Source organism: Enterobacter sp. H2G27, from assembly GCF_054403075.1.
In genome coordinates, this window is record NZ_JBSVSI010000001.1 from 120837 (window position 1) to 146784 (window position 25948).

General features: G+C 59.0%; 27 protein-coding genes. 4 read left to right on the forward strand and 23 right to left on the reverse strand.

Features of this window, described 5'->3' with window-relative positions; all coding sequences use genetic code 11:
- Positions 1 to 79 precede the first annotated feature (79 nt).
- From ACW9E7_RS00560 to ACW9E7_RS00585, 6 genes are read right to left on the reverse strand one after another with little or no spacing between them, the layout of a single operon-like run.
- The gene (locus ACW9E7_RS00560; protein ID WP_111964190.1) at positions 80 to 1084 is read right to left on the reverse strand and encodes a carbohydrate kinase family protein; all 1005 of its coding nucleotides are present in this window, start codon (positions 1082 to 1084) and stop codon (positions 80 to 82) included.
- Positions 1084 to 1944, reverse strand: coding sequence for a ketose 1,6-bisphosphate aldolase (locus ACW9E7_RS00565; RefSeq protein WP_111964189.1), 861 nt, complete (start codon positions 1942 to 1944; stop codon positions 1084 to 1086). Before ACW9E7_RS00565 ends, ACW9E7_RS00560 begins: the two co-directional genes overlap by 1 nt.
- A gap of 10 nt (positions 1945 to 1954) precedes the next feature.
- Positions 1955 to 2641, reverse strand: coding sequence for a D-lyxose/D-mannose isomerase (locus tag ACW9E7_RS00570; RefSeq protein ID WP_458727078.1), 687 nt, complete (start codon positions 2639 to 2641; stop codon positions 1955 to 1957).
- A gap of 49 nt (positions 2642 to 2690) precedes the next feature.
- Positions 2691 to 3632, reverse strand: a complete 942-nt coding sequence (locus tag ACW9E7_RS00575; RefSeq protein WP_126817613.1) for an ABC transporter substrate-binding protein — start codon at positions 3630 to 3632, stop codon at positions 2691 to 2693.
- 30 nt (positions 3633 to 3662) lie between these two features.
- Positions 3663 to 4658, reverse strand: a complete 996-nt coding sequence (locus ACW9E7_RS00580) for an ABC transporter permease subunit (RefSeq protein WP_133293600.1) — start codon at positions 4656 to 4658, stop codon at positions 3663 to 3665.
- Between the two features lie 2 nt (positions 4659 to 4660).
- A complete protein-coding gene (locus ACW9E7_RS00585) occupies positions 4661 to 6175 on the reverse strand; it encodes a sugar ABC transporter ATP-binding protein (protein ID WP_458727079.1) in 1515 nt (504 codons plus the stop codon).
- A 181-nt stretch (positions 6176 to 6356) separates the two neighbouring features.
- Here ACW9E7_RS00585 and ACW9E7_RS00590 point away from each other — a divergent pair, with 181 nt between their 5' ends.
- Together ACW9E7_RS00590 and yjdP are read left to right on the forward strand one after the other, a co-directional pair.
- Entirely contained in the window at positions 6357 to 8639 is a 2283-nt protein-coding gene (locus ACW9E7_RS00590; RefSeq protein ID WP_458727080.1) for an ATP-binding protein, read from the forward strand.
- A gap of 69 nt (positions 8640 to 8708) precedes the next feature.
- Positions 8709 to 9032, forward strand: coding sequence for a DDRRRQL repeat protein YjdP (gene yjdP, locus ACW9E7_RS00595; protein WP_033144428.1), 324 nt, complete (start codon positions 8709 to 8711; stop codon positions 9030 to 9032).
- Between the two features lie 52 nt (positions 9033 to 9084).
- Here the strand turns inward: yjdP and phnP are convergent, their stop codons facing one another.
- The 16 genes from phnP to ACW9E7_RS00675 all read right to left on the reverse strand — a co-directional run bounded on the left by phnP (position 9085) and on the right by ACW9E7_RS00675 (position 20774).
- On the reverse strand, positions 9085 to 9843 hold the full coding sequence (gene phnP, locus ACW9E7_RS00600; protein ID WP_458727081.1) for a phosphonate metabolism protein PhnP: 759 nt from the start codon (positions 9841 to 9843) through the stop codon (positions 9085 to 9087).
- A gap of 9 nt (positions 9844 to 9852) precedes the next feature.
- Entirely contained in the window at positions 9853 to 10287 is a 435-nt protein-coding gene (phnO, locus tag ACW9E7_RS00605; protein WP_111964182.1) for an aminoalkylphosphonate N-acetyltransferase, read from the reverse strand.
- Positions 10280 to 10831 (reverse strand): ribose 1,5-bisphosphokinase, encoded by a 552-nt coding sequence (gene phnN, locus ACW9E7_RS00610; RefSeq protein WP_115876894.1) that lies wholly within the window; start codon positions 10829 to 10831, stop codon positions 10280 to 10282. Before phnN ends, phnO begins: the two co-directional genes overlap by 8 nt.
- Positions 10828 to 11964 carry an alpha-D-ribose 1-methylphosphonate 5-triphosphate diphosphatase gene (gene phnM / locus ACW9E7_RS00615; RefSeq protein WP_458727082.1) on the reverse strand — a complete coding sequence of 379 codons (1137 nt, stop codon included), beginning with the start codon at positions 11962 to 11964 and terminating at the stop codon, positions 10828 to 10830. Before phnM ends, phnN begins: the two co-directional genes overlap by 4 nt.
- Entirely contained in the window at positions 11961 to 12641 is a 681-nt protein-coding gene (phnL, locus tag ACW9E7_RS00620) for a phosphonate C-P lyase system protein PhnL (protein WP_458727083.1), read from the reverse strand. The genes phnM and phnL overlap by 4 nt, the downstream gene beginning before the upstream one ends.
- Before the next feature lie 9 nt (positions 12642 to 12650).
- Positions 12651 to 13406: a phosphonate C-P lyase system protein PhnK gene (gene phnK, locus ACW9E7_RS00625; RefSeq protein WP_133293605.1), complete on the reverse strand. Its 756-nt coding sequence runs from the start codon at positions 13404 to 13406 to the stop codon at positions 12651 to 12653.
- Positions 13403 to 14248 carry an alpha-D-ribose 1-methylphosphonate 5-phosphate C-P-lyase PhnJ gene (locus tag ACW9E7_RS00630; protein ID WP_133293606.1) on the reverse strand — a complete coding sequence of 282 codons (846 nt, stop codon included), beginning with the start codon at positions 14246 to 14248 and terminating at the stop codon, positions 13403 to 13405. Before ACW9E7_RS00630 ends, phnK begins: the two co-directional genes overlap by 4 nt.
- Positions 14241 to 15305 (reverse strand): carbon-phosphorus lyase complex subunit PhnI, encoded by a 1065-nt coding sequence (locus ACW9E7_RS00635; RefSeq protein WP_458727084.1) that lies wholly within the window; start codon positions 15303 to 15305, stop codon positions 14241 to 14243. Before ACW9E7_RS00635 ends, ACW9E7_RS00630 begins: the two co-directional genes overlap by 8 nt.
- Positions 15305 to 15889 carry a phosphonate C-P lyase system protein PhnH gene (gene phnH / locus ACW9E7_RS00640; protein ID WP_127729318.1) on the reverse strand — a complete coding sequence of 195 codons (585 nt, stop codon included), beginning with the start codon at positions 15887 to 15889 and terminating at the stop codon, positions 15305 to 15307. The genes ACW9E7_RS00635 and phnH overlap by 1 nt, the downstream gene beginning before the upstream one ends.
- Positions 15886 to 16338 (reverse strand): phosphonate C-P lyase system protein PhnG, encoded by a 453-nt coding sequence (gene phnG / locus ACW9E7_RS00645; RefSeq protein WP_458727085.1) that lies wholly within the window; start codon positions 16336 to 16338, stop codon positions 15886 to 15888. Before phnG ends, phnH begins: the two co-directional genes overlap by 4 nt.
- The gene (phnF, locus tag ACW9E7_RS00650) at positions 16339 to 17064 is read right to left on the reverse strand and encodes a phosphonate metabolism transcriptional regulator PhnF (protein WP_458727086.1); all 726 of its coding nucleotides are present in this window, start codon (positions 17062 to 17064) and stop codon (positions 16339 to 16341) included.
- Between the two features lie 20 nt (positions 17065 to 17084).
- Positions 17085 to 17864 carry a phosphonate ABC transporter, permease protein PhnE gene (gene phnE / locus ACW9E7_RS00655; protein WP_274241803.1) on the reverse strand — a complete coding sequence of 260 codons (780 nt, stop codon included), beginning with the start codon at positions 17862 to 17864 and terminating at the stop codon, positions 17085 to 17087.
- Between the two features lie 50 nt (positions 17865 to 17914).
- On the reverse strand, positions 17915 to 18931 hold the full coding sequence (phnD, locus tag ACW9E7_RS00660; RefSeq protein ID WP_325814457.1) for a phosphonate ABC transporter substrate-binding protein: 1017 nt from the start codon (positions 18929 to 18931) through the stop codon (positions 17915 to 17917).
- A 24-nt stretch (positions 18932 to 18955) separates the two neighbouring features.
- The gene (gene phnC / locus ACW9E7_RS00665; protein ID WP_136196026.1) at positions 18956 to 19744 is read right to left on the reverse strand and encodes a phosphonate ABC transporter ATP-binding protein; all 789 of its coding nucleotides are present in this window, start codon (positions 19742 to 19744) and stop codon (positions 18956 to 18958) included.
- Positions 19745 to 19917: 173 nt separating this feature from the next.
- Positions 19918 to 20358: a VOC family metalloprotein YjdN gene (gene yjdN, locus ACW9E7_RS00670; protein WP_458727087.1), complete on the reverse strand. Its 441-nt coding sequence runs from the start codon at positions 20356 to 20358 to the stop codon at positions 19918 to 19920.
- 80 nt (positions 20359 to 20438) lie between these two features.
- On the reverse strand, positions 20439 to 20774 hold the full coding sequence (locus tag ACW9E7_RS00675; RefSeq protein ID WP_111964171.1) for a zinc ribbon domain-containing protein YjdM: 336 nt from the start codon (positions 20772 to 20774) through the stop codon (positions 20439 to 20441).
- A 595-nt stretch (positions 20775 to 21369) separates the two neighbouring features.
- Here ACW9E7_RS00675 and crfC point away from each other — a divergent pair.
- Both crfC and ACW9E7_RS00685 read left to right on the forward strand, forming a co-directional pair.
- The gene (gene crfC / locus ACW9E7_RS00680; RefSeq protein ID WP_302237831.1) at positions 21370 to 23724 is read left to right on the forward strand and encodes a clamp-binding protein CrfC; all 2355 of its coding nucleotides are present in this window, start codon (positions 21370 to 21372) and stop codon (positions 23722 to 23724) included.
- Positions 23721 to 24596, forward strand: coding sequence for a diguanylate cyclase regulator RdcB family protein (locus ACW9E7_RS00685; RefSeq protein WP_111964169.1), 876 nt, complete (start codon positions 23721 to 23723; stop codon positions 24594 to 24596). Before crfC ends, ACW9E7_RS00685 begins: the two co-directional genes overlap by 4 nt.
- Positions 24597 to 24654: 58 nt before the next feature.
- Here the strand turns inward: ACW9E7_RS00685 and kdgT are convergent, their stop codons facing one another.
- Positions 24655 to 25647, reverse strand: coding sequence for a 2-keto-3-deoxygluconate transporter (gene kdgT / locus ACW9E7_RS00690; protein WP_115876883.1), 993 nt, complete (start codon positions 25645 to 25647; stop codon positions 24655 to 24657).
- Positions 25648 to 25948: the final 301 nt, after the last annotated feature.

A 25948-nucleotide genomic window follows, 5' to 3' on the forward strand; every position in this document is an offset into this window, starting at 1 on the left:
AATATGCCAGATGGAGAGAGTGTAGTTCGGAGATGTAAAATTCATAGATCTGTAATGAAAAATCGCAATTATTGTTAAATTAAACACTCTCGCGAATAAACGCCTGCAGCTCGGCCAGCGTTTTTGCGCCATCAATCGCATTGGCGGCCAGCAGGCTTGCTCGCGCGCAGGCGTGTGCCAGATAAATACTCTCTGTTAGCGGCAGCGATTCATGGCAGCCGTATAAAAAGCCTGCGCAAAAGGCATCGCCCGCGCCGACGCTGCCGATAATCTCTTCCTGCTCCAGCATCCATGACGGGATCCAGCGACCCTCTTCACCATGTGCTTCTCCCCATGCTCCTTCCGGACAGTGGATCACCACCCGCTGGCGTACCCCGGCCGCCAGCAGCTGCGCCGCGGCGTCGGCGATATGGGCAACGTGCGGGGCGTCGTTTTCGTCACGCATTGTCAGGCCGCTAAACTCACCGGCCTCCAGCTCGTTAATTACCAGATAGTCGAGATGTCGCAGGGCAGGGAGCACCAGCGGCTGATAGCGCGGGTCGCCCTTGCGGGAAACCAGATCGAGCGACGTTTCATACCCCTGGTCACGCATCTGCGCCAGCAGCCGCGCGCTGCGGGTGCCAAATTCGTCATCGGGCATATCCAGGCTGTCGAGCAGCAGGAGATAGCCGAGATGGAAGATCTTCATCGATCCGTCTAAGCGATCGAAGGCGGGTAGATCCAGCAGGCGGTTGGCCCCCGGCGAGTGGAAAAAGGTGCGCTGTCCGCTGGGATCGGTCATCACCTGCGACATGGAGGTTGGCGCAAATGTGGTGCGCTGAACGCGCTGGCGGTTGACGTGGTACTGGTCGAGCATTGCCAGAATGTAGTCCCCGTCGCCATCTTCGCCAATCAGCCCCACCGCCTGCAGCGGCAGGCCAACGTGCATTTTCGCCAGCGTCAGCAGGACGTTGAGCGGCGCGCCGCCGGTTGAGCGTTCGCTGTGGGTGATTTCCGCCAGCCAGCCGCGCTCCGGCCACTGCACGATCTGGTGGACGTGGTCCACCAGCATATTGCCTGCGGCGATGATGCCTTTACGTTCCATTATGCCTGCCCCGCGCTGCCGAAGATGCGCATCTGTTCGGCGACCGTATCCGTAATCGCCTCTTCTATCCCCAGCAGCAGCTCGGCAAACTCGTCGTACAGCGGCTGGCGGTTAGCCATGCGCTGCTCCACGGCGGCGAGCGCGGCCTGCGACATCCCGGTATAGAAATTGATTTTATGAATGCCCAGCTCAATGGCGCGGCGGAAGTCAGCATCGCTAATCCCGGAGCCGCCGTGTAAAACCAGCGGCAGCCCCGTCTGCTGGCGAATGGCGTCCAGGCGCGGGAAATCGAGCTTCGGCTCGCCTTTATACTTGCCGTGCGCGTTGCCGATGGCGACGGCCAGCGCATCGATGCCGGTTGAATCAACAAATTCGCGCGCCAGCTGCGGATCGGTGAAGAAGGCTTCATCCGCATGTCCGTAAAGCGCGCCGCCTTCATCGCCACCGACCGCGCCCAGCTCCGCCTCCACCGACACGCCGACCGCGTGGCACATTTTCACCACTTCCCGCGTCTGGCGGATGTTTTCCTCGTAGCTCAGCGTAGAGCCGTCGAACATCACCGAGCTGAACCCTAAGCGCAGGGCGCGCACGACGGCGTCAAAATGCAGGCCGTGGTCGAGGTTGAGCACCACGGGAATATCGTGACGGGCGGCTTCGAACTTAACCGCTTCGACAAGAGAATCCAGCGACACGTACTTAAAATGCACTTCGGCGATGTTGATGATAAACGGCGAGCGTTCCTGCTTTGCGGCGGCGAACAGCGCGCGCAGGAAGTGGGAGTCGAGCACGTTAAACGCGCCCAGCGCGTAGCGGTGCTGTCTGGCGTGCGCAAGACCGTCGGCAAGAGAAATTAATGGCATTATTTACCCCTTATATCCGAAACAGGTTGTACTCGTTGCACAGCACCAGCAGCGCCGGTTCGTCTTCTTCGATGTTGTTATAGCGGGCAACGGGCTGCAAAAAGTGGTTGTCGTGTTCATCGTCATTGACCGAGGACACTTCCCCGACCAGCACGTCACCGAAGCCGCGTTCGCCCCAGAAACTGTGGTAAAGGCCGGGCGTCAGGCAGATGCTTTCCCCGGGCAGCAGGCGCAGCTGGCTGCCGGGAGCGTGGGTCTGACGGCAGCCGTCGACGGTGACCGTCACGTCGGTGTTTTCCGTCTCTTCATGCGCCCCGGCATTCCATAACTCAATAATCAGGTTCCCGCCGCCCCGGTTGATAATGTCTTCTCGCTTACGCCAGTGAAAATGCATCGGCGTCACCTGGCCGTCGCGCACGTGCATGATTTTTTCGGCATAGCATTTTTCATAAGGTACGCCGTTGGGCGAGCCGTTGCGCAGGGTAAACAGCGTCAGGCCCTCTGCGGCAAAGCTGTTGCCGCCGAACGCCGTCACGTCCCAGCCGAGCCTGAGGTCGAACACTTCCTGCCATGCGGCCTGGTCAAGCTGCTGCCATTTTGTTGGCGGAAAGCTGGCAAAAGGTGGGAGATGCACGTCGTGCATGGAGAAAAACTGCCGCGTGTGGCCGAGAATTTCATTGATGTCGGAGCGTTTCATGGGGACTCCTTGAAAACAGTTCCCTCTCCCTGTGGGAGAGGGAAAAGGATCATTTAACCGTCCACCCCTTATACGTGCCGACGTTCTTTTTATCGATCATCGTCACCGGGATCAGCACAGGCTCTTTCGGCGCAGGTTTGCCCTGAAGAATGTCATAGCCGATCTCCACCGCTTTTGCCGCCATAACCTGCGGATCTTGCGCCGGGGTCGCGACAAACAGGGAGTTTTCGCGCTTCAGCGCTTCCTCACCGTCCGGGCTGCCATCCACGCCGACAATAAAGAACTCATTGCGCTGCGCCTGCTTCGCGGCCAGATCGGCGCCGATCGCGGTCGGATCGTTAATCGCAAACACGCCGTCGATCTTCGGATTGGCCGCCAGCAGGGAGGTCATGACTTCCAGGCCGCCTTCACGACTGCCTTTGGCGTTCTGGTTATCCGAGAGCACCTTGATATCCGGATGTTTTTTGAACTCCGTCTGGCACCCTTCCACGCGGTTTTGCACCGCTGAGACCGGCGGTCCGTTGATGATCACCACGTTGCCTTTCCCTTTCAGGCGGTCAGTAATGTACTTACAGGCCATCTCACCCGCCTGGGTGTTATCGGAGGTGATGGTGGCATCAGCCCCTTCCGCCGCGACGTCAACCGCCACGACCACGATCCCGGCGTCCTTCGCGCGCTTCACCGCCGGGCCGATCCCTTTGGAGTCCGCGGCATTGAGGATGATCATGTCCACCTTCGCGGCGATGAAGTTGTCGATCTGCGCCACCTGCTGGCCCAGATCGTAACCGCTGGAGACCAGCGTCACCTTGACGTTATCCCCCGCCAGCTTGCGCGCTTCCAGCTCGGCACCTTTGGTGATCTGCACGAAGAACGGGTTGGCCAGGTCACCCACCGTCACGCCAATGGACTTCAGATCTTTTGCCTGCGCAAACGGCGTTGCGGCAAGCAGCGCGCCAGCACAGAGCGCGGTTACTAAGGGTTTCAAACGCATCTTGTCTTCCTCACTCGTAGGGTATTGTTGTTATGCACTTTGATGGTGTCGGGTACGGTATTTGTCGATCAGCACCGCAATGATGATCACCGCCCCTTTGATCACCAGCTGCCAGAAATAGGAGACGCCCATCAGCGTCATGCCGTTGTTGAGGGTGGCGATGATCAATGCACCGACCAGCGTGCCGGTGATCGTGCCGATCCCGCCGACGAAGCTGGTGCCGCCGAGGATCACCGCTGCAATTGCATCCAGCTCGTAACCCGTGCCGAGGTTACCGTTAGCGCTGTAGAGGCGTGAGGCGCTCATGACGCCGCCGAGGCCGGAGAGCAGGCCGCTCATGCCGTAGACAAACAGCAGCACCAGCCAGACCTTAATCCCCGTTAAGCGCGCCGCCTGCATGTTGCCGCCCACGGCGTAGATGTGAACGCCGAGCGTGGTGCGGCGCAGGATGAACCAGCACACCGCAATTACCGCAAGGGCAATGACAACCAGCCAGGGGATCGGGCCGAGGTAGTTATTGCCGATCCACTCGAAGTTGATGTTGGAGTTAATGACCGTCGTACCGTCGGCCAGCAGATAGGCCGCGCCGCGCAGCGCCGTGTAGGTGCCGAGCGTGACGATAAAGGGCGGCAGCCCGGCAAAGGCCACCAGCGCCCCGTTGAACAGGCCCAGCACCATGCCGAGCATTAGCGCGGCCGGAATGGATAGCCCGGCGAATTCGGGAATGAGCGACACCACCATCGCCGCCACCGCCGTGGTGCCGAGAATCGACCCCACCGAGAGGTCAATCCCGCCGGTCAGGATAATGAAGGTCATTCCCGCCGCGAGCACGATGTTGATCGACGCCTGACGGGTGATATTGAGCAGGTTGCTCTCGGTGAAGAAGTTGGGCGCAATAAAGCCAAAAACTGCCACAATCAGGATCAGAATCGGCAGGATACCGACCGTTTGCATCAGATCGCTCATCAGCATTTTTTTTGCGGAAGCGGATTTCGCCACCTGCTGCGGACTGGTTGAATGTGTCATGGTTACACCGCCTGATGATGAGTGTCGTTTACGCCGGTTGCCAGCGTCATGATGTTTTCCTGAGAGATGTCGCGCCCGTGAAGCTCGCCCGCGATGCTGCCTTCGCGCATCACGTACACCCGGTCGCTCATCCCCACCACTTCCGGCAGCTCGCTGGAGATCATCAAAATCGCCACCCCTTTGCGGGCCATTTGGTTCATGATGCGGTAGATCTCGCTTTTCGCCCCGACGTCCACGCCGCGCGTGGGTTCGTCCAGAATCAGAATGCGTGGGCCAATCGCCACCCAGCGGGAGATGAGCAGCTTCTGCTGATTTCCGCCGGAAAGCCCGCCCGCGCGCACCTGAGCATGGGGCACGCGGATGTTAAGCAGGGCGATGGCGTCATCGGAAATCGACTGGGCTTTTTTGCGGTTTAACATGCCGAAGGTGGCGTCGCGCTCAAGCGTCGCCATGGTGATGTTCTCCTGCGCCGCCAGCTCCAGAAACAGCCCCTGCTCCTTGCGGTTCTCGGTGAGAAAACCGATGCCGTTTTCGATGGCCGCGCGCGGGGAGTGGATCACCACCGGCTCGCCGTCGACCTCAATCATGCCGCCGGTGGCTTTACGCACGCCGAAGATGAGCTGCGCCAGCTCGGAACGTCCGGCCCCCACCAGGCCCGCCAGCCCGACGATTTCGCCGGAACGCACCTGCAGGCTGCACGGCTGTACTTTTTTACCGTCGGTGAGGTGGTGGACGTTGAGACGCGGGCTGCCGAGGGGGATATCACGCTCCTTGTTGAACAGGTCGCTTAGCGGGCGGCCCACCATCATCTTCACCAGTTCCGACGCGTTCAGCTTGTCGCGCGTCAGGCTGCCGACGTACTGCCCGTCGCGTAGAACGCTGACGCGGTCAGAGAGTTCATAGACCTCCGCCATGCGGTGGCTGATATAGATGATCGCCATCCCTTCATCGCGCAGGCGCAAAATCAGTTCAAACAGGCGATGCGTTTCGCGGGAGGAGAGGGCGGCGGTGGGTTCATCCATCACCAGAATACGGCTGTTGCGGTGCAGCGCGCGGGCAATTTCTACCTGCTGCTGTTCGGCGATGGTGAGCTTCATCACCCGATCGGTGGCGCTGAACTGCGCGCCGAGGCGGTCAATCACCGCCTGCGCCTGGGCGGCCATCTCCTTGCGCTGCACCATCCCGCCGCGCGACAGCTCGCTGCCGAGGAAGATATTTTCGGCTACGGTCAGATTGGGCGCGAGCTGCATCTCCTGATAAATCAGAGTGATGCCTGCGGCCAGCGCATCTTTCGGCCCTTTAATGTGAAACGGCTTGCCGTCGATCAGGATCTCGCCGCCGGTCGCGGTATAGGCCCCCGCGAGGATTTTCATCAGCGTGCTTTTTCCCGCGCCGTTTTCGCCCATCAGCGCATGGATCTCACCGGGAAACACCGTCAAATCCACGCCCTTGAGCGCGTGGAAACTGCCAAACGTTTTGGCAATGCTGCGCATCTCTAATACCGGGGTTCTGCTCATGGCGGATCTCCTGTGAATGCCGATTTCTGTACTTCATCACAGGTGCGTAAATGCAAAATGTCAGAAGCTGTTCATATTTGTCATAGTTATGAATAGCTAATCGCCATCACATTTTCCTTTTCCCTCTCCCTGTGGGAGAGGGGCAGGGTGAGGGCAGCAAACCGCAAAGGAGCCTCAATCCATGCCATCACGCCGCCCCCCGTTCTTCGCCAGCGCCCGCGGTCGCCTGCTGATTTTCAATCTGCTGGTGGTCGCCGTGACGCTGATGGTGAGCGGCGTGGCGGTGCTCGGCTTCCGTCACGCCAGTCAAATCCAGGAGCAGGTGCAGCAGCAAACGCTGGACGATATGACCGGCAGCATGAACCTGGCCCGCGATACCGCCAACGTGGCGACGGCGGCGGTGCGGCTCTCGCAGGTGGTGGGGGCACTCGAGTACAAAGGCGAAGCCGAGCGCCTGAAGCAGACGCAAATGGCGCTGCGCCGCTCCCTGGAGCAGCTTGCGGAGGCACCGCTGGCACAGCAGGAGCCGGCCCTGGTGGCGCGTATTATTCAAAGAAGTAATGAATTACAGCAGAGCGTGACGGAGATGCTGGAGCGAGGACAGCGACGCCATCTGGAGCGTAACGCGCTGCTGAGCTCGCTGTATCAAAGCCAGAGCTACCTGCGCCATCTGCAGGACATCAACCGCCGTTATGACAGCAACGTACCGAATGCGCAGCAGCTGATGGAGATGGACCGGCTGATCGCCGCCGCCATTGATACCCCTTCGCCGCGCGCGACCGTTCAGCAGCTGGACGCGGTGGCCGCAACGCTGCCCCGGAGTGCCGTACAGCCGGTTGTGAAGGAAGTTCTGCCTGATTTTAATGCCGAGCTAGGTCAGCTCGCCCCGCTGTCGAAGCGGCTGGAAGAGAGCGACCTGGCGATAAGCTGGTACATGTTCCACATCAAGGCGCTGGTGGCGATCCTCAACAGCGACATTAATCAGTACGTCGAGCAGGTGGCGCAGGCCTCCCGGCTTCGCACCGCCCAGAGTCATCACGAGCTACAATCCATCAGCGTATTTATCAGCATCTTCGCCGTGCTGGCGTTGATCATCACCGGGTGTGCCTGCTGGTATATCTACCGCCATCTGGCCTCAAACCTGACGGCCATTTCCCGGGCGATGTCGCGTCTTGCTCACGGCGAACAGGATGTCTCCGTTCCCGCCCTGCAGCGGCGCGATGAGCTGGGCGAGCTGGCGCGCGCGTTCAACGTTTTTGCCCGCAACACCGCCTCGCTTGAACACACCACGCGTCTGCTGAAAGAAAAAACAACGCAGATGGAGATCGACCGCATTGAGCGTCAGGGGCTTGAAGAGGCGCTCCTGCACAGCCAGAAGATGAAGGCCGTCGGACAGCTGACGGGCGGGCTGGCGCATGATTTTAATAACCTGCTGGCGGTGATCATCGGCAGTCTTGAGCTCACCGCCCCTGAATCAAAAGACGCGCCGCGCATTACCCGGGCGCTAAAGGCGGCCGAGCGTGGCGCCTTGCTGACCCAGCGACTGCTGGCGTTTTCCCGCAAGCAATCCCTGACCCCGCATGCTGTAGAGATGCTGCCGCTGCTGGAGAACCTCCGGGAACTGCTGCGCCACTCCCTGCCTGCTACCCTGACCCTGGAGATTGAAGCGCAATCCCCTGCATGGCCCGCCTGGATAGACGTCAGCCAGCTGGAAAACGCCATCATCAACCTGGTGATGAACGCGCGCGATGCGATGGAAGGGCAAAGCGGAGTGATTAAAATTCGCACCTGGAATCAGCGCGTTACCCGCAGCGACGGACGCAGGCAGGACATGGTGGCGCTGGAAGTCATTGACCGCGGCAGCGGCATGTCGCAGGAGGTCAAATCCCGGGTCTTTGAGCCGTTCTTCACCACCAAGCAGACCGGGAGCGGAAGCGGATTGGGCCTGTCGATGGTCTACGGCTTTGTCCGCCAGTCCGGCGGTCGCGTGGAGATCGAGAGCGCGCCGGGGCAGGGAACGACCGTGCGGCTACACCTTCCGCGCTCGACGCTGCCCGCTGCTGCAGTTGATGAAGCATTATCTGCCACCGCCTCCGTCGATAGCGAGCGGCTGGTGCTGGTGCTGGAAGATGAGGCGGATGTCCGTCAGACCCTGTGCGAACAGCTGCACCAGCTTGGCTATCTGACGCTCGAAGCGGAAAACGGCGAGCAGGCGCTGAACATGCTGGCGGCGTCGCCGGATATTGGCATGTTTATCAGCGACCTGATGTTGCCGGGAAGCCTGAGCGGAGCCGAGGTGATTAGCCATGTGCGTAATCATTATCCGCAGCTTCCGGTGCTGCTGATCAGCGGCCAGGATTTACGGCCCACGCATAATCCTCAGCTGCCGGACGTTCCGTTACTGCGCAAGCCGTTTACGCGGGTGCAGCTGGCTCAGGCGCTGCGCAAGGTAATGGTAATTTGAGATTCCTCCGCTACCCCCGTTTCCTGCCGTTGATTATCGTAAGGCCAGTTCACCTGCGAGTCTGGCCTTATGAAACGTTACTCAACTGCTCTGTTATTTGGTCTGCTGTCTCTCACCAGCCAACTGGCTCATGCCGACATTGTTGATGATGCTATTGGCAACATTCAGCAGGCGATCAACGATGCCTACAACCCCAGCAGCAGCCGAAGCAATGACGACGACGATCGTTATGACCGCAGCCGTCAAATCGACAGTCGACAGTACGACGATCGTCGTCGGCAGCTCGAAGACAGGCGCCGCCGTTTAGACGAGCGCCAGCGACAGCTGGATGACGACAGACGTCGTCTGGAAGAGGACGAGCGCAGGTTGGAAGACGATTACGATCGAGGCTAAGTGCGGCCTGTTGCCCTCACCCCAACCCTCTCCCACGGGAGAGGGAGAAAACCTAGTCCAGGACCAGCACCATCCCGTCATACCCCGCTTCAATGCCGTCGGGCAGCGGGTTATCCATCATCCACACGTCAAACTGATGGCTGATGTGCGTCAGGATCACCTGCGGGCAGCCAATCACCTCGTTTAGCGCCATCACGGTATTTAAGTCGCAATGGTTTCGCGGCGTCTCGTCGCGCGGTTCGTGGCTGCAGTCGATAATCATCGCCTGCGGCTGATTGTTAAGCAGGAACTTCACCGTTTTTTCCGGCAGCCCGGCGGTGTCGGACAGCCAGGCAACGCGGCTGTGGGCTGACTCCAGCAAATACCCGAAGGTCAGTTTCGAATGGTTGAGCGGCAGCGGCGTTACCCGCATTCCCTGAAGCTCAAACATGACAAAGGGTTCGACCGTATGGCTGAAATCCAGAATCCCCGGATGTTTAAACAGGTCGTCGCATCCCGCTTCATCCGGCGGACCGTAGACGGGGATCGTCGCGCCCACGCCCCAGCGCAGGGGGAAGAGCCCCTGAACGTGATCCATATGGTAATGGGTCAGCAAAAACTGCTGAAAGCTGCCTGCAGCCCAGTCGTCCATCAGGTGCGGAATACCCGCGTCCAGCAGGGTCACCGCATCGTTGAATTTGACCACCGCGCTACAGGGGCGACGGCGATAGGTCTCCTGCAGGCGCGCCCGGCGGCACGCCGCGCAGTCGCAGCCAAAGACCGGTACGAGCTGGGCGCTTCCGGTTCCTGTTAACGCGATCGTCAGACTCATAACACACCTCTACAGCGGTTTAGTGAATCGAAAATGGCTCTGTGTATATCCTTCACGGACGTAAAAACGATGGGCATCGGTGCGCTTCACGCTGGTGGAGAGCTCGGTCAGCTCAGCGCCGGCCTGTCTCGCGACGTCCTCTGCCCAGGCGAGCAGATGGCTGCCCACTTTTAGCCCGCGCGCCTGCGGCATCACCACCAGCTCCTGGATCTCGCCGATCCAGCGCGCGTGATGGAGGTGAAACTGCAGGTGCAGGCCGATCATGCCGATGACCTGCCCGTCCAGCTCGGCAAGCTGGTAGCGCATATTGTGATCCTGCAGATTGGCAAGATAGCCCGCGTGAAACGCCTGGCGATCGAATTCCGCCTGTTTCAATTCGCAGATTAACGCATAGACGATTTGCGTATCGTCGGCGGTGGCGGGACGAAGCCTGCAGTCAGGCATGCTGTTTCTCCTTCTGACGGATAAGCGATAAAAAGGTCTCGACTGACTGTAGCAAACTTCCGTCGTTATTAAGGATATGGCAGTCGGACGGGGTGTAGCGCGCCGCACGCTCCAGCCGCTGGTCGATCTCGCGGGCGGATTCACGACCCCGTATCTGCAACCGGCTGCGCAGGACCTCCGGTGAAACCTGCAGGCAGACCGGCAGCAGGGCTGCCCCATAGCGGGCGCGCGCTTGCGAAAGATGCGCCCGCGAGCCGTTGACCAGCACGTCGAACCCCGCATGCAGCCACAGATCGGTCTCGATGCCGATTCCGTAGTAATAGCCATTGGCGTGCCAGCTCAGCGCCAGCAGATTTTGCCCGGCGCGGGTGAAAAACTCCTGCTCGCTCAGGGCGATATGGTTTTCACTCCCCGCATTGGCCGCGCGGGTAATGTACCGGTGCGCCACCAGCAGCTGCGGATGCTCCTGCTGCCGTAAGGCGGACAGCAGGCTGTCCTTACCGGAGCCGGACGGCCCCATTAGCCAGATAAGTCTTCCCATCAGAACACCCTCTTTCCCTGACGCCAGACGTGGTCGATATGAACGTGCTCGCCCTTGCGGTGGGCCAGGACCAGATCCGCCCGCTTGCCTTCGGCTATCTCGCCGCGATCCTGCAGATTAAGCGCCGAGGCCGGGTTTTTCGTCACCAGGCGAATCGCCTGCGGCAGCGTAAAGCGGTTGCCCTCGTCGTCGGCCACCCGGAACGCCGCGTCGAGCAGGCTGGCGGGGTAGTAGTCGGACGAGAGGATATCCAGCAGGCCAAGGGACGCGAGCTTGCTTGCCGCGACGTTGCCGGAGTGTGAACCGCCGCGCACGATGTTCGGTGCGCCCATCAGCACGTTCATGCCGTGCTTGCGGGAGGCTTCAGCCGCCTCGAACGTGGTGGGAAATTCGGCGATCACGCTGCCAAGCTGGTGGGATTCGAGCACGTGACCGTGTGTGGCATCGTCATGGCTGGCCAGCGCGATATTACGGTCCCGGCACATCGCCGCAATCCTGAGACGGTTAGGCTGCGACCACCGTGCCGCAAGCGCCAGCTGCTCTTCTTCGTAACGCGCCATCTCCGCATCGCTGAGAGAATATTTGCCCTGATAGTATTCGCGATACTTTTCAATGTTGGCGAACTGACGCTGCCCCGGCGAGTGGTCCATCAGGGAGACCAGCGACACCGGCTCGCGGCCGACCAGCTTTTCAAACAGCGGCAGGGTGGTGTGGTGCGGCAGCTCGCAGCGCAGGTGCAGGCGGTGCTCGGCGCGGTTGAGGCCGCGTTTTTGCGTCTCCTCTACGGCGTTGATCATCTTCTCCAGATTCTCCAGACGGTCGCCGCCGTCGCGCACGTCACCAATGGCCACCGCGTCCAGTACGGTGGTGATGCCGCTGGCGACCATCAGCGCGTCGTGGCTGCTCATCGCAGAATGCGCGGGCCAGTCCACCTTCGGCCGTGGCGTGAAGAACTTGTCCAGATTATCGGTATGCAGTTCAATCAGCCCCGGCAGCAGCCAGCCGCCTTCACCGTCCATCGCCTCGGGCGAGCGGCTCTGGGTTTCAGCAAACGCGCGGATTGTTCCGTCCTGGATCTCAATCGAGCCGTCAACCACCTCATTATCCAGCACCAGCTTGACGTTATTGATAATCATACGTTTGTCCCCATCGGGTGCAGTCTGTCCGCGACGCGGGTGCGAACGCTCTCATCGTGGAAGATCCCGACGATCGCCGCCCCGCGCGCTTTGGCCTGCTCGATCAGTTCCACCACGGCCGCGCTGTTTTTAGCGTCGAGCGAGGCGGTGGGTTCATCCAGAAGTAAAATCGGGTAGTCGACAATAAAGCCGCGGGCGATGTTGACGCGCTGCTGCTCGCCGCCGGAAAAGGTCGACGGGGCAAGGTGCCACAGGCGCTCCGGCACGTTGAGGCGCGTCAGCAGGCTGGCGGCTTTGGCGGCACAGGTTTCGCGCGGCACGCCAAGATCCAGCAGCGGCTGCATGACCACGTCCAGGGCGGATATCCGCGGGATCACCCGCAGAAACTGGCTCACCCAGCCGATCGTCGTGCGGCGCACCTCCAGCACCTTACGCGCGGGGGCCTGTACCAGGTCGACCCATTCATCGCCGTGGCGAATATGAATATGGCCTTCGTCGGGCAGATAGTTGGCGTACAGGGAGCGCAGCAGGGTGGATTTTCCGCTGCCGGAGTGGCCGTGCAGCACCACGCATTCGCCGCGATTCACCTCCAGTGAGGCATTTTGCAGCACCGGCAGGCGTACGCCGTTTTGCTGGTGGAGCACAAAGGTCTTACTTACGTTTTGTACGTGGATCATGTTGGCCTCTTAGTTCTGCAACACGGACGACACCAGCAGCTGGGTATAGGGATGGTGGGGATCGTCGAGCACGCGGTCAGTTAATCCACTTTCCACCACCTGACCCTGCTTCATCACCAGCAGACGGTCCGCCAGCAGGCGCGCCACGCCCAGATCGTGGGTGACAATCACCACCGCAAGGTTCAGTTCCACCACCAGGCCGCGCAGCAGGTCGAGCAGTCGCGCCTGCACCGAGACGTCCAGCCCGCCCGTGGGTTCATCCATAAACACCAGCTTCGGATGGGTGACCAGGTTGCGGGCGATCTGCAGGCGCTGCTGCATCCCGCCGGAGAAGGTCGTCGGCAGGTCGTCGATGCGCGAGGCGGGGATTTCCACCTCTTCAAGCCAGTGCTGGGCGGTGGCGCGGATATTGCCGTAGTGGCGCGCGCCGGTGGCCATCAGGCGTTCGCCAATATTGCCCCCCGCAGAGACCTGACGGCGCAGGCCGTCCATCGGGTGCTGATGCACCACGCCCCACTCGGTGCGCAGCAGGCGGCGGCGCTCGGCCTCGCTCATGCCGAAGAGGGAGTGTCCCTGGTAGAGTATCTCGCCGTGTTGCGGCGTAAGGCGCGCGGAGATGGACTTCAGCAGGGTGGTTTTGCCGGAGCCGGACTCGCCGACGATCCCCAGCACCTCACCCGGCCACAGCTCGAACGACACGTCGCTAAAGCCTTTGCCCGGCGCATACAGGTGGGTCAGGTTATTAACCGAAAGCAGCGGTTTCATTGGCCGTTCGCCTCGCTCTGTTGGCGGCAAAAATCGGTGTCGGAGCAGACAAACATCCGTTTGCCCGTATCATCCAGCACCACTTCATCCAGATAGCTGTGTTTGGATCCGCAGATGGCGCACGGCTCGTCCCACTCCTGCACCGTAAACGGGTGATCGTCGAAATCCAGGCTTTCCACGCGGGTGTAAGGCGGAACGGCGTAGATGCGTTTTTCGCGCCCGGCGCCGAAAAGCTGCAGGGCCGGCATCATGTCCATCTTCGGGTTATCGAATTTTGGGATTGGCGACGGGTCCATGACGTAGCGCCCGTTGACCTTCACCGGGTACGCATAGGTGGTGGCGATATGGCCGAAGCGGGCGATATCCTCATACAGCTTCACCTGCATGACACCGTACTCTTCCAGCGCGTGCATGGTGCGGGTTTCCGTTTCGCGCGGCTCGATAAAGCGCAGCGGCTCCGGAATCGGCACCTGGAAAATCAGAATCTGATCTTCAGTCAGCGGGGTTTCCGGAATGCGGTGGCGGGTCTGGATCAGCGTCGCGTCTTCGGTTTTTTCGGTGGTCGCGACGCCCGTTACCCGCTGAAAGAAGCTGCGGATCGACACGGCGTTGGTGGTGTCGTCGGCGCCCTGGTCGATGACCTTCAGCACGTCCGCCTCGCCGATCACGCTGGCGGTAATCTGGATGCCGCCCGTGCCCCAGCCGTAGGGCATCGGCATTTCGCGGCCGCCGAACGGCACCTGATAGCCCGGAATCGCCACCGCTTTAAGTATCGCTCGGCGGATCATGCGTTTGGTTTGCTCATCCAGATAGGCAAAGTTGTAGCCGCTTAAGTTAGCCATGTTTGCGCTCCCGTTGCAGGCGTTTCAGCAGTTCCAGTTCGGCCTGGAAATCGACGTAGTGCGGCAGCTTGAGGTGTGAGACAAAACCGGCGGCCTCAACGTTGTCCGCGTGAGCCAGCACGAACTCTTCGTCCTGCGCCGGGCCTGCAACGTGCTCGCCGTAGTCCGGTGCCTGCAGGGCGCGGTCGACCAGCGCCATGGCCATGGCCTTGCGCTCGCCGAGGCCGAATACCAGCCCGTAGCCGCGGGTAAAGTGCGGGTCTTCGTCTTCCGGGGCGACGAAACCGTTGACCATTTCACACTCGGTCATCAGCAGTTCGCCGACGTTCACCGCAAAACCCAGCTCTTCCGGCACGATTTCGACGTCGATATAGCCGCTGCGAATTTCGGCGGCAAACGGGTGGTTGCGCCCGTAGCCGCGCTGGGTAGAGTAGGCTAGCGCCAGCAGATAGCCCTCGTCGCCGCGCATCAGCTGCTGCAGGCGGGACGAGCGCGAGCACGGGTAAACCGGCGGCGTGCGGGTGATGTCATCCGGCTGCGCGCCGGAATCCGCTTCCGCCTTCGCCAGGCCCTGTTTCGCCAGCAGGCTGAAAACGTGCGGAGACGGTTCCTGTTCTGCGTCAGAGGTGCTGAGCGGTGGCATCTCGCCGTTCGCCAGCAGGGTAAAATCCAGCAGGCGGTGGGTGTAGTCGTACGTGGGGCCAAGCAGCTGGCCGCCGGGGATGTCTTTATAAACGGCAGAAATGCGGCGTTCCAGGCGCATCTCCGCCGTGTTCACCGGCTCGCTTACCGCCAGTTTGGCAAGCGTAGTGCGGTAAGCGCGCAGCAGGAAGATCGCTTCCACGTTATCGCCGCTGGCCTGCTTCAGGGCCAGCGCCGCCAGCTCGCGGTCGGCGATGCCGCCTTCGGTCATCACCCGGTCGACGGCGAGGTTTAGCTGCTGCTCGATTTGGGCCACGCTCAGCTCAGGGAGCTGTTCATCGCCCCGTCGTCTGTGCGTCTGCAGCGCATGGGCGGCGGCGATAGCCTTCTCGCCCCCTTTGACGGCAACGTACATCAGCACACCTCCACGTGGGTGGTCCGCGGGATGGCCAGCAGGCGCTCGCCGCAGGTCAGGATCAGGTCAATGCCCAGCGGGAACGGGTGCGGGCGCTCGGTCAGCTCGTGAATGATGCACTCCGGCAGCTGCGGCGCAACCATGCGCTCATCGGCGATGCCTGCCCCCGTCAGGCGCAGCATGCGGCCGCCGCTCAGGCTGGTGACCTGCAAAATCAGCGTGGCGCTGGTTTCCGGGGCGACGGCGGAGCCTTCGCTCAGGGCATTCAGCTGTTCATGGCTGATTTGTTCGTCGGCCACGGCAAAGATTGCCTGCTGCGGCTGTTCAACCAGCGGGGCGCCGGTGTGAAAACGCAGGTTCTGGCTGGCGATATCGTTCGACAGCGCGCCCGAAAGCCATACCGGTGTATCGTTGTCGGCCAGGGTCAGCAGCACGCTGGTGGTCGCCAGGTTCAGCGGCAGCCAGCCCTGAGAGAGCTGGTGCAGCGAGACAATCACGCCCGGCTCGCTCATGGCTTTCAGCAGGCGACGAAAACTGTGTTGGGCATCCTGGACGGCCAGGGTAAAAGCGGGTTGAAGCGTCATGCGTTGTCTCCGCGAACGAGCGTAAAGAAGTCGACCCGGCTGGTATTCACTTCGGCCTGACGCGAGGCAAGACGTGCGGCGCGGTCGGCCTCCAGCGGGGAAATAAGGGTTTCCATCAGCGTCTGGAAATGCGGTTGTTCCTGTAAAAGCGCGTCGATGACCGCGCAGCGCTCGGCGTGCGCTTTATCACGCCCGAGCACGTAGCCGTAGCCCAGCGTGCCGCTGTGCAGGCGGATCGCTGCGCGGGTGAGGGTGGCATCTCCGGCGAAAAAGCGTTCTCCGGTGCCGCCCATGCGCGCCTGGATCTGAACGAGGCCGATCTCCGGTGCGCGAAGAGTGTCGTAGTCTGGCGTCAGGCTGAGCGCGTTCATGCGGGCAGCCAGCGCAGCAGGCTGGCTGTGGGCCAGCACGCGCATCCAGCGCTGTCGGGTGGCGGTGTCGAAGTGCATTCAGTGCTCCATGGTGAATTCGATCATGTCGGCGCGGGTCAGGCTGACGGAGTATTCCGTCGCGTCGATCTCGCCGTCACGGTGGTTGAGGGTGCGCACGCAGAGCAGCGGGGCCATATTGGGAATTTCGAGTACTTTGCTCTCTTTCGCCTGCGCGCGGCGGGCGCTGATGCGCGTCTGGGTGCGTTTCAGCGCAATGCCTGTCGCATTCTGGAGAAAATCATGCAGCGATCCGCTGGAGAAATTCTGCAGCACCGGCCAGAGGGTGAGGTCCGCGAAGTAGTGGTCGATCTGGCACACCGCCACGCCGTTGACGCGGCGCAGCGTGCGCAGGTGGATGACGTTGTCGCCCTCCTGAATGCCCAGCGCGTCCGCCACGTGGCTGGAGGCCGGACGCAGCACCGAGAGCAGCTTTTCGCTGGTCGGGTGGCTGCCCTGATCCAGCAGGTTCTGGCTAAAGCGCGCCTGGGCGTTCAGCGGGTAGTCGAACGGGCGCATCAGCACCAGCACGCCCACGCCCTGACGGCGCTGCACCCAGCCGCGCTCGACCAGCTGGTCAATGGCGCGGCGGAGGGTATGGCGATTGACTTCATAGCGGTCGGCAAGCTGCTGCTCGGCAGGGAGGTAGTCTCCGCAGCGGTAGTGCGTGCGCAGCTCCACTTCGAGCTTTGCCGCAATCTCTTGCCATCGGGTGGGGTAACTGGTCGGATATCTGGATAAGTGCATAGAAAACAAAGCCTCGCTTCTCAGATGAAGTGCTTACGCAAACGTTGAGAGAGGAAATCCAGCAGGCTGACGGTGACGATGATGAGCGCCATCAGGGCGCAGGTTTGCTGGAACTGGAAACCGCGAATCGCTTCCCACAGGGTGACGCCAATCCCGCCTGCGCCGACCATGCCGACCACGGTGGCGGAGCGGACGTTGGACTCAAAGCGGTACAGGGAGTAGGAGATCAGCAGCGGCATCACCTGAGGCAGAACGCCGTAGAGGATCTCTTCGATTTTATTGGCACCCGTGGCGCGGATGCCTTCCACCGGACCGGGTTCAATGGCTTCGACCGCCTCGGAGAGCAGCTTGGAGAGCACGCCGGTGGTGTGGATGAACAGCGCCATGACGCCCGCGAACGGACCCAGGCCGACGGCGACCACGAACAGCATCGCAAAGACCATTTCGTTGATGGCGCGGCAGGCGTCCATCAGGCGGCGCATGGGTTGGTATACCCACCACGGCACGATGTTTTCGGCGCTCATCAGGCCAAACGGAACGGAGAGAATGACGGCAAGCGCGGTGCCCCAGACGGCGATTTGCAGGGTGACCGCCATTTCGCTGAGGTAGTCCTGCCACTGGCTGAAGTCCGGCGGGAAGAAGTCGGCGGCGAAGGTCGCCATGTTGCCCGCGTCTTTGAAGAGCAGCAGCGGATCCATTTCCGCGCCCTTCCAGGAGATAACCAGCACCGCCAGCAGGATGGCCCAGCTTATGAGCGAGAACCAGCTGCGCTTTGGCGGCGGGAGAGTGATGGTTTGCATGTTGGCTCCTTAATCTGTTCTCCCTCTCCCTCAAGGGAGAGGGGACAAAGTTACTGCACCGCTTTATTCACGCTGGTCATCGCGCCGAGCGCGGCGGTCAGGCGGTCGAGGTCTTCAAGCTGGGCCTGAATCTCGGCCACTTTGCTGGTCTTCTCCTCGTCCTTCAGTCCCTTGTTGTCCTTCACGCCCTGCATCTCTTTAAACAGCGCCAGCTGGCGAATCGGAACCAGCTGCAGGTCGCTTGACGGGCGGAACGGTGCCCAGCCCAGGCGCGCCAGGACCGCTTTCTCTTCCGGCGTTTTGCCATAGGTCATGAAGAAGTCGTACACCTTGTCCTTGGTGCTCTCGGAGAGATTTTTACGCCAGACGATCGGGTCGCCCGGGATCAGCGGCGATTTCCAGATAACCTTGATCTCTTTCAGCTTGTCCGGCGCGGAAGTTTTCAGCTTGTCGAGGTTCTCGGTGTTGTTGGTGGCAACGTCCACCTGCTTGTTGGCCACCGCCAGAGCGTTGGTTTCGTGGCTGGCGTTTACGGTGCGCTTGAAGTCGCTGGCGGAGGCGTTGTTTTTGGCGAAGACGTAGTAGCCAGGGACAAGGTAGCCGGAGGTAGAGTTCGGGTCGCCGTTGCCGAAGGTCAGCTCTTTGCGTTTGGCGAGCATGTCATTGAGGTTGTTGATCGGGCTGTCTTTGTTAACGATCAACACGCTCCAGTAGCCAGGGGAGCCATCGGCCGCGACGGTCTGGGCAAAGACCTGGCCGTTCGCGCGGTCCACCGCTTCCATGGCAGAGAGGTTGCCGTACCAGGCGATGTCCACTTTATTAAAGCGCATCCCCTGGATGATGCCCGCGTAGTCCGGGGCGAAGAAGGCGTTCACTTTGATCCCCAGTTTGGTTTCCATATCTTTCAGGAACGGTTCCCACTGAGGTTTCAGGTTTTGCTGTGATTCCGTCGAAATAATGCCGAAGTTCAGCGCTTTTTCCTGCTCTTCCGCATACGCCGGGCTTAACAGGGTGCTGAGGCTGAACATGCTGGTAAAGGCCAGCGCGGCAACGGCTTTGTAGCTCATGTACTTTCCTCGGATCGGGTTTATTTAAGCAGCCTGCGCGTTCTCTTCGACGCGGTTAATGCTGCGGTAGAGATGGTCAAAACGTTCGTTATCAAACTGATGGCTCGCGCCATCAAAGAACACGTGCCCCTGACGCAGGGCGACGATGCGCTCGCAGTAGCGCAGGGCGTAATCCACCTGATGCAGCGTGACCACCACGGTGATGCCGTCGTTCTGGTTAATGTCGCGCAGGGTCTCCATCACGATGCGTGCGGACTCCGGGTCCAGCGAGGCGATGGGTTCGTCAGCAAGAATGATTTGCGCTTTCTGCATCAGCGCGCGCGCAATCGCTACGCGCTGCTGTTGCCCGCCGGACAGGGTGGAGACGCGCTGGTGGGCGAAGTGCGCCATGCCGACGCGGGTCAGCGCCTGTAAGGCTTCCTGCTTCTGGGAAGGGGAGAACCAGCGCAGACAGGTGCGCCAGAACGGGGTGCTGCCGAGCGCGCCAATCAGCACGTTCTCCAGCACCGTCAGGCGGTTTACCAGGTTGAACTGCTGGAAGATGTAGCCCGTCTGGGCGCGGCTCTTGCGGATATCGCTCGCCAGACGCCCGGCGCGCTGTACGGTATTACCCAGCAGCTCGACGTGGCTTTCCGGCGTTTTATCGCCGGTGATAAGCCCGCTCAAATGGCGCAGAAGGGTAGATTTACCCGAGCCAGAAGGCCCGAGAAGCGCCACCATGTCGCCCTGCCGGACGGTCAGATCAACGGCATGCAGAGCCTTGTTGTGATTGAAGGTCTTGCTCAGTTTCTCGACGCGGATGACGGTTTGCATGTGCTGGGCCTCACGATAAATGTGGCCTCATGCTGGCGCATCAATATGACATTTGGGTTAAGTGCAGGTTGCGGGAGTTTGAAGAGTTGAAGTGAAAGCGATGACAGTTACTGTAGGCCCGGTAAGCGCAGCGCCACCGCGCGCTTTTGCTGGCTGCGCTGCGCGTGTCCTGCCTACGACGTTTGTTGCTTAACGACGTTAATCATCCACGGCACGCCGAACTTATCGGTGACTCTACCAAAACCATGTGCCCAGAAGGTTTCCTGCCAGGCCATGTCGATGTTCCCGCCCGCGGCGAGGTTGTCGAACCAGCGTTTGCCTTCATGGACGTCCTGGGTGTCAAGCACCAGCGTAAAACCCGCGTACTGCGCGTTGCTGCCGGGCGGCATCCCGTCGCTCATCATGATATCGCTGCCCGCAATGCGGACGTTGGAGTGGGCGATAGCCGAATCCGGAAATTGCATACCGGACGGACAGCCTTCTTCGCTGTTATCGCTTTTTGGCATTTCACCGAAGGTGATTTTATAGAGAAGTTCTGCGCCGACGGCTTGCTGGTAAAAGGCGGTGGCCTCAGCGCAGTTGCCGGCAAAAGAGATGTAGGGACTTAACGGCATAATCTTTACCTCACGTAAGATAAGCCCGTTAAGTGTAGTGCCCGAAAGCCCGGTAAGCGAAGCGCCACCGGGCGGGTAAATCAGTTCTTTTTCACAAACTCTGATTTCAGTTTCATCGGACCGAAGCCGTCAATTTTGCAGTCGATATTATGATCGCCTTCAACCAGACGGATATTCTTCACTTTGGTGCCGATCTTCAGCATGGAAGAGCTGCCTTTCACTTTCAGATCTTTAATCACGGTGACGCTGTCGCCGTCCGCCAGCAGATTGCCGTTCGCATCTTTGACGACAAGTGCATCAGCATCGTTTGATGGTTCGGCATCATTCCATTCATGAGCGCATTCCGGGCAGATGAACATGCCATTATCTTCATAGGTGTATTCAGAATTGCATTTTGGGCAGTGTGGGAGTGACATATCGGTATCCTCAAAAAGTGTAAACGCGCTGGAAAGTGCCAGCTAAATGACGGCAGCGTGCCGAAAAAGGCGGCAAGTATAGCGCAAATCCACACGTTTGTCGGTGACATTGTGAATTAAAAAAATGCAAAAAACGTATCGGGAGTGACACATCCTGTCAGTCAGTTAAGCGATGCTTACCTCATTAACACGGTGGGAAGAAATGACGCTAAATATATCGAATATTTTATTGCGGCAAATTGCTACGTTCCTTCATTTCGGATAAGGTGAAGCGACACATTGTTATTTATCTCTGGACTTCGCTGCTCTACATATCTTATGGCAGTGGGGTATTACCTCTCTTTTTAGGGGGGAAATAATGATGATATATCCTGAAGTTTCTTAAAAATGGGCTACGCTTTTTTTCTTTTGGCTGTCAGGCCAGGAGGGAAGCTATACACGCCATGCAAGGATAGTGAATTATTTCTGATTATCATCAATCAGTTATATTTCGGCGAACATGTTTTCCACACGTAATCATATAAGCCTGAACAACATAATTAATACCAGTGGCTTAATAAAAGTAATAAATTTGCGTTAAGGAAAGGCTTTTATCATGCACACACAGACCATTTTTGAATTAAGCCAGGAAGCTGAACGTTTGCTACAGCTCGCCCTGCAAAATCTTGATACGTTGAAATCAATGCCGACTGCGATGCTGGAGAGCACCGCGGCTGCTATTACGGGTGAAAAGAACAACGTTTTACCTTTGCATTTTAGCGCGCGCGGCGTCGAAGCGCAGCAGGCGATGCTGAATAATGAATTACGAAAAATAACCCGGCTGGAAATGGTCCTGGCTATTGTGGGCACCATGAAGGCGGGAAAATCAACCACCATTAATGCGATTGTGGGGACCGAAGTGTTGCCGAATCGCAATCGTCCGATGACGGCACTTCCTACTCTGATTCGCCACACGCCGGGTCAGAAGGAGCCGGTGCTGCATTTCTCGCATGCCTCGCCCATTGATGAATTGATCCAACTGCTCCAGAAAAAGCTATGCGATTACGACCGCGGGAAGCTGGCTCAGCGTCTGGAAATTGATAAAGACATGAATACGCTGCTGGAGCGCATTGAAAAAGGGGAAGCGTTTGAGAAGCATCACCTGGGCGCACAGCCGATATTTCACTGTCTGAAAAGTCTCAACGACCTGGTGAGGCTTTCCCAGGCATTAGGTGTAGAGTTTCCGTTCTCTGAGTATGCGGCTATCGAACATATCCCGGTAATTGAAGTGGAGTTCGTGCATCTTGCGGGTCTGGATGCTCACCTCGGACAGCTGACGCTGCTCGATACGCCCGGGCCGAATGAGGCCGGACAGCCGCACCTGCAAAAAATGCTCAGCGAGCAGTTGTCCCGGGCGTCGGCGGTGCTGGCCGTGATGGATTATACCCAGCTTAAATCCATCTCTGATGAAGAAGTCCGCCAGGCCATTTCTGCGGCGGGAAAATCCGTGCCGCTGTATGCGCTGGTCAATAAATTCGATCAGAAAGATCGCAATAGCGACGATGAAGAGCAGATCCGGGCGATGATCTCCGGCACCTTAATGAAAGGCAATATTTCGCCTGGCCAGATCTACCCCGTTTCGTCCATGTGGGCCTACCTGGCGAACCGCGCTCGCTACGAGATGAGTACCCACGGACAACTGCCGGATCATCAGGAGCAACCCTGGGTGCAGGATTTTGCTGAAGCTGCGCTTGGACGTCGCTGGCGCACGGCGGACCTGGACGATATCGACCATATTCGTCATTCTGCCGATTTGCTCTGGGAAGATTCGCTATTCGAACAACCGATACGCAAACTGATTTACGCCGCCTATGCCAATGCTTCGCTTTACGCGCTGCGTTCGGCCTCGCATAAGCTGCTTAACTACGCGCAAAATGCCCGGGAGTACCTCGACTTCCGCTATCAGGGATTGACGGTGGCTTTTGAGGCGCTGGAACTGAACATCGCACGTCTGGAAGAGGACATGGCGCTTCTGCAGACGCGTCAGAGCGTGGTGAGCGATGAGGTGAAACATGAGGTTGAAGAGGCTCTGAACGCCACTACGGACTTTATGGGAGCCCAAAAAACTGCGCTTCACCAGGCGATTGGTGAGGTGTTCAGCGCTCAGCATATTCTTGATTTGGCAGGTATCGATCGGCAGAACCTTCGCGGTGACGAGCTGCACGAGCTGAAACAGCTGGTTCTGGAAGATGAAGGGCAGGCGCAGATCGCGCTGAGTAAAATCCGCTCCTCCTGCGAGCTGGTGATGCTGGATGCACAGACGAAGATTTGCCGGGAGCTGGCGTTACGCTTCGACCAGCTTGAATCTACGCTGGCGCGTTCCCTGAACGAAGCCATGCGCCCCATCGAAACGCGTATTAAAGAGCATCTGAGCCATGCGGGTTTTCGGGCGCGGATCAGTTTCCCCGCGTTTCAGGCAAGCCAGCTTAACTTCAATACGCGAGCGCTGTTTAACGATGCGATTGCGCAGGACGACAGCCAGGCAGGCCCCCCATCAGGCGGGAGCAGCATGCGTGAAACAGTCTCTCGTTGGCTCAATAATCCGGGCTGGGGCTGGGATGAGTATGTGGAAACGCGCACGCGCTATGTTATCGATATTGCGCAGCTACATGACAGATTTAAGCAACATATTGAGCTGTTTTGTGAACAAATACGTAAAGCTTTATCCGCGCAGGTCGATGTCTCTGTTACGGCAGGAATGGCAACGTTCTTTGCAGAATTTTCGTTGTGCCTGACCGGGTTACAGGAAAGCTTGCGTGATAGCCTCGCAGTGCGTCAACAGAATGAGCATTCAACCCGAGCGCTCTGCCAGTTGTTGAAGCAAAGTATTACTACTGCGACGTGGATACAGGAAGATACCCGATTGTTACGCGATGATATTCAAACTCTATTCGCGGCAGAGCAACCATGACAACACCACTACTGGATGGCCCAGGGCGAACGCTGGAGTGTATTAATCCAAAATTTATGGTCGATCTGGTTCAGGGAGTGGACGCGGCGCGTCATCCTCACCTGGGACCTCAACAGCTTCAGTTTCGTGAGCGTTTGACTCAGGAAATCATGACGCATACCCGGCTACGCCCCTGGGCGATGGCGGGTATGCTCAATGAAAATGCGGCGCTGCGCCTGGGGCTGGCGGAAAAACTGGCCGGCATGCTTGACCCGGGTCATCTCGCGCTGACGCTGATGGCAGAGAAGCTGATTGCTTTGCGCCAGCAGACGCACCCGCGCGCCCAGCAGTCCCCCGGACTGATGCAGCAGTACGCTGAACTCTCTTCTCATTTTACCCAACGCGCCGCCTGGAAAGAGAAGGCGCTAACCCAGCGCGGGCTGACGGTGCAGGCGGGCGAGCACAGCGAGCAGATTTTTACCCGCTGGCGGGCCGGACATTATGATGGCTGGTCGCTGGCCGGGCGCTGTTTTATCGTCCTGGAAGAGCTGCGCTGGGGGGCATTTGGTGACGCATGCCGCCTCGCGAATGAAGATGTGGCGGCAATGCTTAAGGATAACCTGCGCAGCATGGCGGCTAACTATCTGGCGCAGGGTATCAATGCGTCACCCACGACCCGTCATTTCTATCACCAGTGGCTTACAACGCCAGCCTCTCCGGGCTTAATCGATCATAAAGATATGCTGGGCTGGCTGGGGGACTGGTGTCAGGCGGATCAACATCCGGTGAGCTGGTCAGTGACGCAAAACTGGCAGACCGTCGCGCTGGGCATGCCGCGGCTCTGTTCGGCAAAACGGCTGGTGGACGGGATGGTGGAAGAAATTTTTGGATGAATACCTTATCACCCCGATCCTCTCCCCGAGGGGAGAGGGGATGATCTGGTGCGGTGTGTTAATGATTCGCTTCTATTGGCTTCGGTTCAGGCTGGGTCTCATGCATATTCCCGTAGCGCTTCGCATACAGCGCCGTGATGATGGGTACCAGAATCGCGGTGACAATCACGCTCGCGGCAACCAGTGCTGTCGCTGAAGCAGCGACCGGTTCGAAGGCCGGGTTAATCTGAGCAATAATCATCGGGTTTGCGACAGCAGCACCTGCGGCTGAAGAGGCGGCGACGCCCGCCGTGCCGTTTCCTCCTCCGATTACGCGGTCAGCAATAATCAGCGGAATGCCGGTGATGACGATCACGGCGACACCCAGCACAATGCCCAGCAGGCCTGTATCGAGAATGACCTTCAGGTTGATGGTGTTCCCCAGTGCGAAACCGAAGAAAGGGATCAGCACCGGCGTGGCTTTGCTGAAGAAATCACGCAGATCGCGATCGAGATTGCCAAGGGCGAAACCGACCAGGAAGGGCAGGATCGCGCCGACAAAGTGGTGGGGTTCAAACGAGGCCAGGCCAGCAGACCCCAGGATCAGCATCGTCATTAATGGGCCGGACTCCAGTGACATCAACACAAATGCGCCGGACTCTTCTTTCGTTCCGTACTGGTTCATCAGGCTGGCGTATAATCCGCCGTTGGTCATGTCCATCGCCGAGACAATTGCCAGGACCGATAATCCCGCGAAGAACCCGGTCTGAATTCCATTCTCCGGAATGAACATTGCGCATATCATTGCCGCCGCCCAGGCTACCGCTATTTTGGTTATCACCAGCGTTCCGGATTTCCGTAATACGGTACCCGTTGCCCGCAAATTAATGGACGCGCCGATACAAAAAAACCAGACGGCAAGAATCGGAACCGTGCCCGTTATCATGCCTTTAGTGAAACCGCCAAAATAAGCTCCGGTATTGGGAGCAAGGGTATTCAGGATCGCGCCCAGCACCAGCGGAACCAGCATCATACCGCCAGGAATGCGTTCTATCGTGGCTTTAATCTTCATAGACAAACCTCACATCGGATCCCGCAGCACGGGGGATAGGTGTTAAAAATTAGTCAATAAATTCAATTGATTGCTCTTATTGCTTGCCGTCTTTTTTCGATGGCCCAGCAACATAATTAAATGTGTGCTCGCGATTAGCCTCTTTTGAAAACACATAAAACGTTGTATTCGGATTTATCATGCGATCATTGGAATATTGATTCAATGAAAATAAAACATCGTTTTAGTTATCTTTGTCACATATTCAATGTAAAGCTTGAGGCCGGATCCTGTTGATGAAAATTTATGTAAAGTTGATGTG

Coding starts and splice junctions, on each gene's coding strand:
- ACW9E7_RS00560 (WP_111964190.1), bottom strand. CDS start 1,084: ATGGAACGTAAAGGCATCATCGCCGCAGGCAATATGCTGGTGGACCAC.
- ACW9E7_RS00565 (WP_111964189.1), bottom strand. CDS start 1,944: ATGCCATTAATTTCTCTTGCCGACGGTCTTGCGCACGCCAGACAGCAC.
- ACW9E7_RS00570 (WP_458727078.1), bottom strand. CDS start 2,641: ATGAAACGCTCCGACATCAATGAAATTCTCGGCCACACGCGGCAGTTT.
- ACW9E7_RS00575 (WP_126817613.1), bottom strand. CDS start 3,632: ATGCGTTTGAAACCCTTAGTAACCGCGCTCTGTGCTGGCGCGCTGCTT.
- ACW9E7_RS00580 (WP_133293600.1), bottom strand. CDS start 4,658: ATGACACATTCAACCAGTCCGCAGCAGGTGGCGAAATCCGCTTCCGCA.
- ACW9E7_RS00585 (WP_458727079.1), bottom strand. CDS start 6,175: ATGAGCAGAACCCCGGTATTAGAGATGCGCAGCATTGCCAAAACGTTT.
- ACW9E7_RS00590 (WP_458727080.1), top strand. CDS start 6,357: ATGCCATCACGCCGCCCCCCGTTCTTCGCCAGCGCCCGCGGTCGCCTG.
- yjdP (WP_033144428.1), top strand. CDS start 8,709: ATGAAACGTTACTCAACTGCTCTGTTATTTGGTCTGCTGTCTCTCACC.
- phnP (WP_458727081.1), bottom strand. CDS start 9,843: ATGAGTCTGACGATCGCGTTAACAGGAACCGGAAGCGCCCAGCTCGTA.
- phnO (WP_111964182.1), bottom strand. CDS start 10,287: ATGCCTGACTGCAGGCTTCGTCCCGCCACCGCCGACGATACGCAAATC.
- phnM (WP_458727082.1), bottom strand. CDS start 11,964: ATGATTATCAATAACGTCAAGCTGGTGCTGGATAATGAGGTGGTTGAC.
- phnL (WP_458727083.1), bottom strand. CDS start 12,641: ATGATCCACGTACAAAACGTAAGTAAGACCTTTGTGCTCCACCAGCAA.
- phnK (WP_133293605.1), bottom strand. CDS start 13,406: ATGAAACCGCTGCTTTCGGTTAATAACCTGACCCACCTGTATGCGCCG.
- ACW9E7_RS00630 (WP_133293606.1), bottom strand. CDS start 14,248: ATGGCTAACTTAAGCGGCTACAACTTTGCCTATCTGGATGAGCAAACC.
- ACW9E7_RS00635 (WP_458727084.1), bottom strand. CDS start 15,305: ATGTACGTTGCCGTCAAAGGGGGCGAGAAGGCTATCGCCGCCGCCCAT.
- phnH (WP_127729318.1), bottom strand. CDS start 15,889: ATGACGCTTCAACCCGCTTTTACCCTGGCCGTCCAGGATGCCCAACAC.
- phnG (WP_458727085.1), bottom strand. CDS start 16,338: ATGCACTTCGACACCGCCACCCGACAGCGCTGGATGCGCGTGCTGGCC.
- phnF (WP_458727086.1), bottom strand. CDS start 17,064: ATGCACTTATCCAGATATCCGACCAGTTACCCCACCCGATGGCAAGAG.
- phnE (WP_274241803.1), bottom strand. CDS start 17,864: ATGCAAACCATCACTCTCCCGCCGCCAAAGCGCAGCTGGTTCTCGCTC.
- phnD (WP_325814457.1), bottom strand. CDS start 18,931: ATGAGCTACAAAGCCGTTGCCGCGCTGGCCTTTACCAGCATGTTCAGC.
- phnC (WP_136196026.1), bottom strand. CDS start 19,744: ATGCAAACCGTCATCCGCGTCGAGAAACTGAGCAAGACCTTCAATCAC.
- yjdN (WP_458727087.1), bottom strand. CDS start 20,358: ATGCCGTTAAGTCCCTACATCTCTTTTGCCGGCAACTGCGCTGAGGCC.
- ACW9E7_RS00675 (WP_111964171.1), bottom strand. CDS start 20,774: ATGTCACTCCCACACTGCCCAAAATGCAATTCTGAATACACCTATGAA.
- crfC (WP_302237831.1), top strand. CDS start 21,370: ATGCACACACAGACCATTTTTGAATTAAGCCAGGAAGCTGAACGTTTG.
- ACW9E7_RS00685 (WP_111964169.1), top strand. CDS start 23,721: ATGACAACACCACTACTGGATGGCCCAGGGCGAACGCTGGAGTGTATT.
- kdgT (WP_115876883.1), bottom strand. CDS start 25,647: ATGAAGATTAAAGCCACGATAGAACGCATTCCTGGCGGTATGATGCTG.